This window comes from Hyphomonas sp. UBA3195 (assembly GCF_002366485.1).
GTDB lineage: Bacteria > Pseudomonadota > Alphaproteobacteria > Caulobacterales > Hyphomonadaceae > Hyphomonas.
Genome location: NZ_DEXB01000043.1, coordinates 1 through 12,538 on the forward strand (window position 1 = coordinate 1; position 12,538 = coordinate 12,538).

General features: G+C 59.6%; 9 protein-coding genes and 1 pseudogene. 8 read left to right on the forward strand and 2 right to left on the reverse strand.

The window, feature by feature from the left end:
* Positions 1-2,816: pseudogene (locus B2344_RS12840) on the forward strand (beta-ketoacyl synthase); the annotation flags it as partial.
* Here B2344_RS12840 and B2344_RS12845 read toward each other — a convergent pair.
* A complete protein-coding gene (locus B2344_RS12845; RefSeq protein WP_290480028.1) occupies positions 2,813-3,484 on the reverse strand; it encodes a 4'-phosphopantetheinyl transferase family protein in 672 nt (223 codons plus the stop codon). The pseudogene B2344_RS12840 and the gene B2344_RS12845 overlap by 4 nt on opposite strands.
* Before the next feature lie 136 nt (positions 3,485-3,620).
* On the opposite strand from B2344_RS12845, the gene dusA reads away from it, so the two are divergent.
* The 6 genes from dusA (at position 3,621) to B2344_RS12875 (ending at position 11,006) form a co-directional block, all read left to right on the forward strand.
* Positions 3,621-4,598, forward strand: a complete 978-nt coding sequence (gene dusA, locus B2344_RS12850) for a tRNA dihydrouridine(20/20a) synthase DusA (RefSeq protein WP_290485352.1) — start codon at positions 3,621-3,623, stop codon at positions 4,596-4,598.
* Positions 4,599-4,688: 90 nt separating this feature from the next.
* Positions 4,689-6,257, forward strand: a complete 1,569-nt coding sequence (locus B2344_RS12855) for a YifB family Mg chelatase-like AAA ATPase (RefSeq protein ID WP_290483363.1) — start codon at positions 4,689-4,691, stop codon at positions 6,255-6,257.
* 37 nt (positions 6,258-6,294) lie between these two features.
* A complete protein-coding gene (locus B2344_RS12860) occupies positions 6,295-7,785 on the forward strand; it encodes an ATP-binding protein (RefSeq protein WP_290483364.1) in 1,491 nt (496 codons plus the stop codon).
* Complete coding sequence (locus B2344_RS12865) at positions 7,782-9,521, forward strand: MFS transporter (RefSeq protein WP_290483365.1); 1,740 nt, start codon at positions 7,782-7,784, stop codon at positions 9,519-9,521. The genes B2344_RS12860 and B2344_RS12865 overlap by 4 nt, the downstream gene beginning before the upstream one ends.
* Positions 9,522-9,547: 26 nt before the next feature.
* Entirely contained in the window at positions 9,548-10,018 is a 471-nt protein-coding gene (locus tag B2344_RS12870) for a YybH family protein (protein ID WP_290485353.1), read from the forward strand.
* A gap of 106 nt (positions 10,019-10,124) precedes the next feature.
* Complete coding sequence (locus B2344_RS12875; RefSeq protein ID WP_290483367.1) at positions 10,125-11,006, forward strand: ion transporter; 882 nt, start codon at positions 10,125-10,127, stop codon at positions 11,004-11,006.
* Positions 11,007-11,066: 60 nt separating this feature from the next.
* On the opposite strand, the gene B2344_RS12880 is transcribed toward B2344_RS12875, so the two are convergent.
* Positions 11,067-11,612: a fasciclin domain-containing protein gene (locus B2344_RS12880; RefSeq protein WP_290483368.1), complete on the reverse strand. Its 546-nt coding sequence runs from the start codon at positions 11,610-11,612 to the stop codon at positions 11,067-11,069.
* A 192-nt stretch (positions 11,613-11,804) separates the two neighbouring features.
* Here B2344_RS12880 and B2344_RS12885 point away from each other — a divergent pair, with 192 nt between their 5' ends.
* On the forward strand, positions 11,805-12,515 hold the full coding sequence (locus B2344_RS12885) for a molecular chaperone DjiA (RefSeq protein ID WP_034815017.1): 711 nt from the start codon (positions 11,805-11,807) through the stop codon (positions 12,513-12,515).
* The last annotated feature ends 23 nt before the right edge of the window (positions 12,516-12,538 follow it).

Sequence of the window (12,538 nt, forward strand, 5' to 3'; positions counted from 1 at the left end):
CGGTCGAACAGGCATGGAAAGATGGCGTGCGCACCTTTGTGGAGCTTGGCCCGCGCGACACGCTGACCGCAGCACTTGGCAATATTCTTGAAGGCAAGGACTACAATGCGGTCGCCACCGACCGCATTGAAACAGCGGACTTGGGACAGGTCGCCGACCTCGCCGCCTTCCTGTTCGCGGACGGGCGCGCTCCCAAGATGAAGCCCGTCGCAGACGCGCTCGACGCCGCGCGACGCAACAGGACCGTGCGGCCTGCGCCCTGGGCGCTGACACGCGATGTCCCTTACGCCAAGCCTATTGTTCCGGCCCTAATCCCAACAAGCCGGATGCCGGTTGCGCCGATTTTGGCCGCCGTGAACTATCCTGCGCCATGCGATTTAAAAGTCAGCACCACGCAGGTGCCATTCCCCGCGCCGCCGGCAGACCGACCGCTGCCCGCGCCGCGCAAGGTGACTGCTGGAACAGAGCCACTTCTGCCGCGATCACCCGCAGGACCGCACTGGAACTATCCCGAGATCGAGAAATCCACGCGTGAGAAGATGTCTGACTTCTTCGGTGCCGCATTCAAACCGCAGGACCAATATGCTCGTCAGGTGCGCCTGCCAGCGCCCCCTTTGCTGCTCGTCGACCGGATCACCGGAATCGATGCAGAGGCCGGAGTCGAGAGTACCGGCATCATCTGGACCGAAACCGATTTGAAGCCGGATCAATGGTTCATCCATGATGGCCGGATCCGGCCCGGTCCGCTGATCGAAAGCGGGCAAGCTGACCTGACCTTGATTGGCTGGATGGGGGCGGACTTCAAGAACCAGGATGACCGGGTCTATCGCCTTCTGGGGTGCGAAATCACATTCCATGAGGGCGGCCTGCCAGAGCCCGGTGAGACGCTACACTTCCAGATCGAGATCACCGGGCAGGCGACACTCGCCGGTGTCCGCATGTTTTTCTTCCAGTATGATTGTATGGCGGGCGACCGCCGCGTCTTCTCCGTGCGAAACGGTCAGGCCGGCTTCTTCAGCGATGAGGAACTTGCCTCCGGAAAGGGCGTCATGTGGGATCCCGCCAAGGATTCACCGCCTACCGCAGACCCCGCGCCATTTGCCGCCGAGGGCGCGAGCCGGAAGCGAGCTTTCAGTGCCAAGGATCTGGACGCTTACCGTGTCGGTAATGCCTGGGCATGCTTTGGCGACGGGTTCGAACTGGCGGCCGCGCAGTCACGTCCGATCCGTCTGCCGGACGACAGGCTGGCTCTCTTCGATGATGTCGAAGCCTTTGACCCCCATGGCGGGCCGTGGGGCAGGGGATATTTGAAAGCCCGCGCGCATGTACCCGTCGATGCCTGGTTCTATGAGGGTCATTTCCACAACGATCCCTGCATGCCCGGCACGCTGATGGCTGAGGCCGCCGTGCAAGCACTGGAATTCTACGCAGCGGCCGCGGGCCTGCTGACCGAACGTGACGGGTATGTCTTCGAACCGATGCCGGGCCATATGGCGCAATTCGTCTGCCGGGGGCAGGTCATTCCGGATACGGACCACGACGTGACATATGAGGTCTTCATCGATGAGATCATTGATGGAGAAGCCCCGGAAATTTACGCGTCCCTTCTGGCAAGCAGTGACGGCAAGAAGGTGTTCTACTGTCCGCGCTTCGGCCTGCGCCTGCGCCGCGACTGGCCCGCGCCGCGGATCGCCGACACGCCGATCCGGACGGGCCCGATGGGCGAGAGTCGGGGCGACCACGCCGCATTGCTCGATTGCGCCAATGGCGCGCCGTCGGCGGCTTTTGGCGAAATGTATGACCGGTTCGATACCGAAGGCATCGTGCCCCGTTTGCCGCAAGAGCCATATCACATGATGACGCGGGTCATCGACGTGTCCACACGGCCAGGCGTGCAGGAAGTTGGCGCAAAGGTCCGCGCCGAATACGACATTCCTACGGATGCTTGGTATTTCGAGGACAACAGGAATGGGGCCATGCCCTTCGCCGTCCTGTCGGAGATCGCGCTGCAGCCGTGTGGGTGGCTCGCCAGCCATTGCGGTTTTGCCTTGTCCGGTAATCTGAAATTCCGAAATCTCGAAGGCGATGGAGTCCTGCATCGCGAGCTCAGCCCAGATGATGGGACTATGGTCGTTGAGAGCGAGTTGACGGCCTTCTCCCGTGTCGGACCGATGACCATTGTGACCTTCCGCGTTGTGGTCACGCTAGCCTCAGGCGAACCTGTCCTGGACCTGACGACCCAGTTCGGATTCTTTCCAGCTGCCGCGCTCGTGCGCCAGGCCGGCCTGTCGGCCAAGCCGCATTTCTCTGCTGCGTTCGACCTGCCGGGCGAAAAAGTGAAGACGCGCATGATTGAAAAGCGCCTTGCAGGCGGCAAGATGCGCATGCTGGACGCGGTCGACTATTTCAACCCGACCGGCGGAGAGGCCGGGCTTGGTCTGATCCGGGGCCGCCAAGCAGTTGATCCGAATGCGTGGTACTTCAAGGCGCACTTCTATCAGGATCCGGTCCAGCCGGGGTCGCTCGGCCTTGATGCGCTCGCACAATTGCTGGCGCGCGCCATTCTGCTCAAGGGACTGGATGAGGGCATGAGCGACCCGCACTTTGAAACCATTGCGACCGGCGCACCGTTCAAATGGAGCTATCGCGGACAGGTGACGCCCGACAAGAAAGAAGTCGTTACCGTGATGGAGATTGTTTCCATAGAGAAACGCGACAAGGGCTGGTTGGTCACTGCACGAGGAAGCCTGTGGCGGGATGGCCTGCGTGTTTACGAAGTCGGTCCCTACAGCCTTGGGCTGGTGGACAAAGGCTAGGCGCACTCGCTCGCGACGCAAGTGACAATGTCTCCGTGCAGGAAGCACGAAATGTCGAATATTCGATCCGTATGCGATACTTGTCCCTGGGAAGTCTCACCAAGGATGAGGCTTGCGGATAGGTTGATCGTCGGTGCCCCCATGCGGAATCCCTGACCGGCGGCTTTCATGATGGCCTCCTTGATCGTCCACAGCCTGTAGAATGGGAGGAGATCGTCGTTAGCGATACCGCTGAATATCTTTCGCTCCGAAGCCGAACACATCATCGGCAGCATCTGTCGCCAATCGATGTCGCGAACCTTTTCGATATCAATTCCGACCGCTTTGTCATGAGAGGTGGCGAAGGCAGACCAGCCCCCGGTGCGAGAAATCGACAGATACAGTTCCCGCATATTTCGCAGGGAAGGCGCCCCGAGCGTATCATGTTCGAGAACTATATCCGCCTTCGCTTGGCCGAGATGATTTGAAAGGCCGGTTCGCACAGCTGCGAATGAGCGTTCCAGATCAAGACGTATGTCTGGATCGAACAACTTTCCAAGGCGCGCGTACTCGGTATTGGTGAGGACCGATGACTGCGTCTGTACCTCCGAATGATCCAGAATATACGCCGAGATGCTCGGCTGCTCCGGCGTGCGGGTCTGAGATGAGGGAATGTCGAGTTGGATCATATCAGTCAGGCTGCAAGTGATATACCGGATCAGCGCGGGAAATGATCCAATTACAGCCAAGAATATACACACACCGCTTGTTTCCGCTAGAAGTCGGAATGAGCCCGTATATGCACTTCCGGACCTGACATTGACTATGCCATCCAGCCTTTCCTACAAGTTTTCGATCGCGCCCATGATGGACTGGACGGACCGGCACTGCCGCATGTTCCATCGGAGCCTGTCGAAACATGCGCTGCTCTGGTCTGAAATGGTGACGGCTGATGCCGTCATCCATGGAGACCGCGGCCGCTTGATTGGCTTCTCCGAAGCTGAGCATCCCGTCGTCCTGCAACTGGGTGGCAACGAGCCGGCAAAGCTCGCCGAAGCGGCCGCCATTGCCGAGCAGTTCGGCTATGACGAGGTAAATATCAATTGCGGCTGCCCGTCCGACCGAGTTCAATCAGGCGCGTTCGGAGCTTGCCTGATGGCGCGGCCGGACGAAGTAGCCGCCTGCGTTGACGCCATGAAAGCCCGCGTGTCCATCCCGGTCACGGTAAAGTGCCGCATCGCCATTGATGATTTGCCAGCGGAAGAAACTCTGTTTGATTTTGTCGAGAAAGTCAGCGCAGCAGGTTGCGAGGTTTTCACCGTTCACGCGCGCAAGGCTTGGCTTAAAGGCCTGAGCCCGAAGGAGAACCGCGATATTCCGCCGCTTGATTATGACCTTGTGGCGCGCCTGAAGGCCGTGCGGCCTGACCTGACCATTATCCTGAATGGCGGCATCACCACAATCGAGGCTTGCCGCGACCACCTCGATACTTTTGATGGCGTCATGCTGGGGCGTGCCGCTTATCAATCCCCAGCCCTGCTGGGCGCGGTGGATTCCGCATTGTTCGGGGTCGGCGAGCCTGTCTCACCAGAGGTAGCCCTCGACGCGTACCGGCCTTATATGGCAGCGCGTCTGGAAGAGGGCGTCGGGTTGCATGCGATGACCCGTCATATGCTGGGCCTGTTCAACGGACAGCCCGGCGCGCGCCGCTGGCGGCGAACACTCTCTGAGAAAGCCGTGCGTAAGGGCGCCGGTCTGGAAGTGTTGGATGAAGCGCTTAGCGCGGTCATGCTCGACGCCTGATACAAAGCAGGTTCAACTTTTCGGAATTTCGTTCTTTATTTGTTCGCAATATTCTGTTAACCATTTGCCCCATGCTGACAGGGGTTGGAGATGGTTTGCAGGGTTACGACGTTTGCATTTGAGGGCGTAGACGCCCAGCCCGTGGATGTGCAGGTCCAGATGACCGGCGGCCAGCCAGCGTTTCATATTGTCGGCTTGCCGGACAAGGCGGTTGGCGAGAGCCGTGAACGTGTCCGGGCCGCTTTTGCCTCCCTTGGGCTCGCACTCCCGCCGAAACGGGTCATCGTGAACCTCGCCCCCGCTGATCTTCCCAAGGAAGGCAGCCATTATGATCTCGCCATCGCGCTTGCCCTGCTCGCCATGATGGGCGTGATCCCACCAGACCAGTTGGAGGCCTACGCGGCCATTGGAGAACTTTCGCTTGATGGCGCGCTGGGCGAAACGCTCGGGGTCCTGCCAGCCGCCATGGCCGCTGAAGGCATGGATTTACAACTCATCTGCCCACAGATTTGCGGCGCTGAAGCAGCCTGGGCAGGCGGCAGTGTTATTGGCGCAACAGGCCTGATTGCCCTGATCAATCACTTTACTGGCCGCGCTGTTATCAGCCCTCCGCAGCCGGGCGAACTGGCAACCCCGCCCGCCGGGCCGGATCTGCGCGATGTGAAAGGTCAGGAAGGTGCCAAGCGCGCACTCGAAATTGCAGCCGCCGGGGGGCACAATCTCCTTTTTTGCGGCCCGCCTGGGTCGGGGAAGTCCATGCTGGCCCAAAGATTGGCTGGCATATTGCCGCCATTATCTGCGCGGGAATTGCTGGAAGTTTCGCAAATTCAGTCGATTGCGGGCCTGTTGGAGCGCGGACGCCTCTCGCGGAGACGACCCTTTCGCGCGCCGCACCATTCGGCCTCCATGGCTGCTTTGGTCGGGGGCGGAATCAAGGCCAAGCCCGGTGAAGTCTCGCTCGCGCATCATGGCGTGCTTTTTCTTGATGAATTGCCGGAATTCCCCGCAACGGTGCTCGACAGTTTGCGACAGCCGCTTGAGGCGGGCGAAGCCGTGGTGGCGCGGGCCAACCGGCATGTGCGGTATCCGGCGCGGTTTCAGCTGATCGCTGCCATGAATCCATGCCGGTGTGGGGGAGGACCCGGCGCAGCCGCCTGTCGGCGGGGTCCCCGCTGTGCACAGCAATATCAGGCCCGCTTGTCCGGTCCGTTCCTGGACCGGATCGATCTCTACTACGACACGCCACCAGTTACCGCCGTTGATCTTGCGCTGCCGCCGCCCTCGGAAGGCTCTGAAGAAGTTCGCGCGCGCGTCGCCCGGGCGCGTGACATCCAGACAGAGCGGCTGGGGCATATGGCAAGTGACACGATCCGATCGGTTAACGCCGACACGCCTCTTTCCGAACTGGAAAAGTCGGCAGCGCCTGATGAGGCTGGTGCCGCTTTGCTGGCGGATGCCGCTTCGCGGCTGCAACTGACCGCGCGGGGCTACAGCCGGGTGCTCAAAGTGGCACGCACCATTGCAGATCTTGAGGGTTGTGACGGCGTGCGGCGGCTTCATGTCGCTGAGGCACTATCCTATCGGCATCGTCCGCCGGGCATGCCCGAGCCAGCCGTATCTGCGGCGCGCGGCGCTGCAGCCGGGAGCATGGTCGGTTAAATGAATGCTAAAGGCTTTGCGATAAGTCTGCTGCCCGATGACAGACTCACAAAAGCCTCCCGCAAATCCCGCCAAGCCGGAAGACACCTTCCTGGCAACGGCGAGTCATGAAATTCGCACGCCCCTGAACGGTATTCTCGGCACAGTTTCCCTGTTGCTTGAGACCGAACTGGCCCCAGCGCAGCGCGAATATGCCGAGGCGATCAAGATGAGCGGCGGGCGCCTGCTCGATTTGCTTAATAATGTGCTGGATTATGCCCGGCTCGATGCGTCTGCAGTGGAACTGGAAGTCGAAAATTTTTGCCCGGTGCGTCTGGGCCGTGAAGTGATCGAATTGCTCAGCCCGCGTGCGCATGCGGCAGGGCTCGACCTTGCTGTTCGCGCGCAGCCTTTGCCGATGCCGACCTATTCCGGCGATGCAGGTCGTATACGACAGATCTTGTTCAACCTGGTGGGCAACGCCCTCAAGTTCACGCGCCAGGGTTCGGTCTTGCTGGATATCGCGGCTCGAACGGATGGGCTCGAATTCCGTGTCATCGACACCGGTCCCGGCATAGCTGAAGCGGATCGCGTCCAATTGTTCAGCGCGTTCAAACAATCGGCCACGCAGGATGCTTTCAATGATGGCGGAGTCGGGCTTGGCCTTGCCATCGTCAAGCGGCTGACGGAGCTGCTGGGTGGACGGGTAGACATTGATGGTGCTCCCGGCCTGGGCACCGCCTTCAAGATATTCCTGCCCCTGGCACGTGCAGACATGCCGTCCACGCATGACCTGCCGCAACTCGATATGACCGTTGGCCTCGTCGGTCTCCCGGCCGCCACCACGCTTGCAGCCGCGTCTGCGCTTTCCGGGTCCGAGGCCAGGCCTTTTTTGATCGACCCAGTCGCGGGGCGTGTGCCCGGTCACGTCGATATATTGTTGATTGGCGCTGATTTACGCGAAAAGCTCGTCAGAGAATTTGCCTGCCAGCGTCCAACCCTGGTGGTCCTGCGTCCCGAAGACCGTGGCGCGATCGAGCGGTTTCGGAGTCTGGGCTGTGCAGGCTGGCTGGTACGACCGCTGCGCGCATCCTCGATTGCAGAACGTGTCTATGTCGTCCAATCAGGTGAGCAGGCGATAGACGAGCCGGAGCAGAAGACAGGGGCAGGGCATGTGCTGATTGCCGATGACAATCCGGTAAATGCACTGATCGCACGACGCGCCTTGGAATCGGCCGGTTTTACCGTCACTGTAGCCTCCACCGGAAGCGAAGCTGTGGAGACTGCAACGCAAATGAACATCGCCCTCATCCTGATGGATTTGCGCATGCCAGTCATGGATGGCTTTGAAGCCATGCGCCGCATTCGCGACAACGGGTCGGACGTTCCGATGCTGGCTGTCTCTGCGGAAATGAATCCGAACATCGAGCGACAGGCGCGCGCGGCTGGCGCAAACGGCGTGGCTGCCAAGCCTCTGGATGCCGAGGCACTCCGTCGCCTTGCGCTGCACTGGACGAGCGCGCCGGTCCGGCACGAAGGCGCTGCATGAGCGACACCTCAGCGCCAACGCCTCCTGAAGTTCGCGAGCCATCGCGCGCGGTCCGCGCGCTGAAGGCCCTGAAGGATCGCCGCATGGCGGCTATGCTCATCCTGTCATTTGCTGCCAGCATACCATATGGCGCGGTGGTTGGTGTCTTGTCGGCCTGGCTCACTCAGGAAGGCGTCGACACAAACACGATCGGTGTGCTCGCGCTGGTCTCTCTGGGTTACTCGTTCAAATATCTCTGGGCGCCCATGTTTGGCCGCGCTCGAAACGTACCATTTCTGCGCATCGGGGGACGCCGATCCTGGCTGATCGTGTGCCAATCCGTGATCGCTTTGCTGCTGATCATCCTGGCCTTTAGCAATCCACCGGAAAATATTGGCCTCGTGGCGCTGATCTGTTTCGTGATCACTCTTATTGGGCCGACCCATGATCTGATCCTCGATGCCTGGCGGATCGAAGTGGCGCGCTCTGAAGAGGACAAGGACCTCATGTCCGCCCTCTACCAGTTCGGCTACAAGTCCGGCGGTTTCATCTCCGGCTTTCTCGCCTTGCTGGTGGCCGCACGTGTCGGATGGACCGTGTCCTATGTGATGATGTCGGTGTTCATTGCGCTGACCGTGCTGGGCAGTTTGCTCGCGCCGGAACCGGAATCTTCGTCCCGCCCTGATACGAGCCGTATGAGTTTCCTGCCCTCGCTGCGCAGAAAAGTTACTCTTCCGGCCGTGATCGTCGTCGCACTCAGCTGGCTCATCGGCTTCACGATGATCGGCACTTTTGTCGTGCGCAAACTGGCCTTGGGCGCAGACATATCCTCGCGGGTGTTTGTTTCCGAACAGGGGCCTGTCATTGTCTTGCTGACCGTGGTCCTGCCAGCCGTCGTTGCCGCCTTGCTGGTGTTCACACAAAAGGCTGTTGCAACAGAGGCACCCTTGCTGGTGGTGGGACAGAGTCGCGGCGACAAGCTGTTGGCCACCCTGTTTCGGGCGATCTTCGACCCATTGATGGAGCTCATTTCCCGGCTCGGTTGGTGGACCATTCTCGTGCTCGCACTGGCACTGACCTACCGGTTCACCGATGCGGTCTGGGGCTCGTTTGCCTATCCTTTCTATTTGCGCGCAGACCTTGATGCGTTGGGACATACGCTCGACGATGTAGCCATCGCCTCGAAATTCTTCGGTGTTGTGGCAACCATTCTCGGCTCGCTCATCGGCGCGACACTGATCGCGCTGCTCGGCCGGATGCCAGTCTTTTTTGTTGGTGGGATCGTCGCGGCGGCGACCAATTTGCTTTATGCGGACTTGGCGGCTGGCGCGGTGACGGTTGATGCTTTCCTGGCGTTCACCCATCTTGATGCACCATTGATCACCTTTGCGGATTGGGCCGCAAAACTCCAGCCTGAGGAAGTGGCAATTGCCTCTGACCAGGGCCAGCGCATGGCGCGCCTGATGGTGACGATCTTTGCCGAGAACATTGCAGGCGGCTTCGCGCTCGTCGCAATGACGGCCTATCTGACATCAGTGGTCAATCCGCGTTTTGCCGCCGTTCAGTATGCGTTGCTGGCCTCGCTCACAATGCTGATCGGCACGCTGGGCCGGCCTTGGCTGGGCGAGATGATTGAACAGAACGGGTTCTATGACGTGTTCATCATTACCTTCTGGCTTGGGGGTGTTGCGGTCGTACTCAGTGCCATAGAGTGGGGCCGTCAAACCTATCTCAAGCGGTCGGTATCGGCCGGGTAAACCTCATTAATACTGGAGGAAGTCTCATGCGTTCAGCCCTGATTGCGTTCGTCATGCCCCTTGCCATATCGGCCTGCGGGACTGTTCCGGCCCAACCGGCTGGGGTGAGCGTCGCTTTGGAAGTTCAGGAGGAGGCAGCCATCACGGCGATGCTTGAGGCGCAAGACGCAGCCTGGAATCGCGGTGATATACCCGCCTTCATGGACGGATATTGGAAGTCGCCAGACTTGCGCTTTGCGTCTGGCGGCAACATTGCGCGCGGGTGGGACGCAACGCTTCATCGCTATGAAACACGCTACGATACGCCTGAAAAAATGGGCACGCTGGTGACGTCCGACTATGAGATTGAAATTCTGTCGCCCGATGCCGCCATCGCACATGGCCATTGGATGCTCGAAGTCGAAGGCGACAATCCGTCCGGACTGTACACGCTTGTCCTGCGCAAGATTGATGGCGGTTGGGTGATCATTTCCGACACAACCACGTCAGCGGACTAACGGGTTGCGATGACGCCGACATAAGCCATTCCAAGCCTTGGCAGTCGGCCCAGTTACGGGCAAAACGCCGTGTGGCCTCACGACCGAAGGGGAGCCGGCACAGACCATGAAACGCGCAACACTCGATTTTGAAACCCATAATTCTGCGCTGGAGCGCGTGATCGAGCGGCCGTGGTTCCGGCATCTGGTGATCGCCTTGATCATCGTGAACGCCGTGATTCTTGGCGTGCTGACCTATCGCGAGACACTGCCTGAGGGCCTTGTCGCGTCGCTCGACGCAGTTGACCAGACGATCACATATGTCTTTGCGGTCGAGATCCTGCTGAAACTGGTAGTCTATCGGTTGCAATTCTTCCGGCGGGGTTGGAACTGGTTTGACTTCATCGTCATTGGCGTTTCGCTGATACCAGGAACTCAGGCATTCGGCGTATTGCGTGCGCTCCGGGTTCTGCGGATTCTCCGATTACTGCATATCGTTCCAATGATGCGCCGGATTACCGAGGCGCTGATGAAGGCCCTGCCGGGCATGGGCGCCATTTTCGCAGTGCTGGCGCTGATCACATATGTTGCCGCCGTAATGGCGACCAACATGTACGGCAATACCGAGAATGAAGAGGTCACCGAACTGTTCGGGGATCTGCCGCGTTCGGCCTATTCACTTTTCCAGGTCATGACGATGGATGGCTGGCGGTTCGAAGTTGTCCAGAAAGTGATTGATGATGGCAATCCCTATGCCTGGATGTTCTTCCTGATCTTCATCTTCATCGCCAGCTTCGCCATTCTCAACTTGTTCATCGCCCTGATTGTGGATTCGCTCGCGGCCGAACAACAGGCGATCATCGAGGAGGGACTCGACGAAATCGAAGGAGAATTGGAAGGTGAACTCATGACCGCCGAGAAGGAGCGCGCCGCCGTCCTTTCGGCAATACAGGAGATGCGATCAGAGATCGCCGCCTTGAGAGCCTCGGTTGAGGCGCAGTCAAAGTAGAGAAGGCCCGCCCCCGATATGTGGGCAGGCCTTCAGCATCGCTTTGCTTTGCAGATCACCTTAGCCTTTGGGCAGAAGGACCTGGTCGATCACATGGATGACACCGTTGGAGGCCATGACATCGGCTTTCACGACGGTGGCGCCATTCACCGTTACGCCGTCGGTGCCATCGATTGCTACGTCGCCATTCAACGTGCTTGCGGTCAGTGTCTTTCCGGCGAGCTGGTCAGAGGTCACCTTGCTGTCAGCGATCACGTGCAGTTTGAGAATGTCGGCAAGTTGGTGCTTGTTCTCCGGCATCAACAGGGTTTCGACCGTACCCTCGGGAAGGGCGGCGAAGGCAGCATCGGTTGGCGCAAACACGGTAAGCGGGCCTTCGCCCTTCAGGGCATCGACCAGACCAGCTGAAGTCGCGGCAGCCAGCAGCGTGTTGAACTGGCCAGCTTCGGCGGCGGTGTCGACGATATCCATCTTGGACCATTCGCCTTTGATGAGCTCGGCCTCGACATGGCTAGCCATGCGATCCTTGGAATACTGACAGGTCTCTGCGAGGGCCGGGGCGGCCAGGAAGGCGAAAGCAGCGGTGAGCGTGAGAAGACGTTTCATGATTAGGGGTGTCCCAATTCAGAAATTTTCCGATGGAACCATATCCATCGATGCCACCCTTTACGGGTCGTCCGTCCCGGAGGATCAGAATCTAAAAAAGAATTCATCTTTGGAAGTGTGAGCAGGACTTCACGCAACTGTCAGCATGCCGCGCTCCCAAAATTGCCAAAATAGGGTATAGAATTTCCCGAGATGTCTTTGTGGACCCGAGTGCTTGAGGGCGGACGGCGCCTGTTCGATCCTGACAACTCTGACGGCATGCTTGCCGACGGGGCTGATTTTGCGTGCGCGCCAGATCCGAATGATGTCGGGTTTACTGCGGCGGTCGTGGGGCTCGGTGCAAAGCTTGCCGTAGCTGACGGCACCGTATCGGATCAGGAAATCATGGTATTTTCGCGCGTCTTCCGCGCCGCGCCTGAAGACGCCGACAGTGTTCGCCGTGTCTTCAATATCGCCCGCCAGACTGTGCGCGGCTATGAAGGCTACGCTCGCAAGATCGGCCGGAAATACCGAGATCGCCCATGCTTGCTGGAAGGCGTGCTGGACGGCCTGTTCCAAATCGCGGGTGCGGATGGCGTCGTGACGGCGGATGAGATGGACTATTTGCGCACCGTATCCGATGCCTTCGGCTTTGATGAGCTGACATTCCGCCGGATCAAGGCCAGCCATTTGGGCCCGGATAGCGACGACCCATACCACATTCTCGGCGTCTCCCATGATGCAGAGTTTTCCGATATTCGTGCCGCCTATCGTCAGTTGATGTCTGATCACCATCCGGACCGTGTGGTGCAAATGGGCGCACCACGCGAATTCGAGGATGCCGCGCATGCCAAGGCGGCATCGATTACAGCCGCCTATGCGCAAATTCGGACCGAACGCGGTCTGCTGATCCGGTCGGATTGAGGCATTTCCGCGAATTCACATAG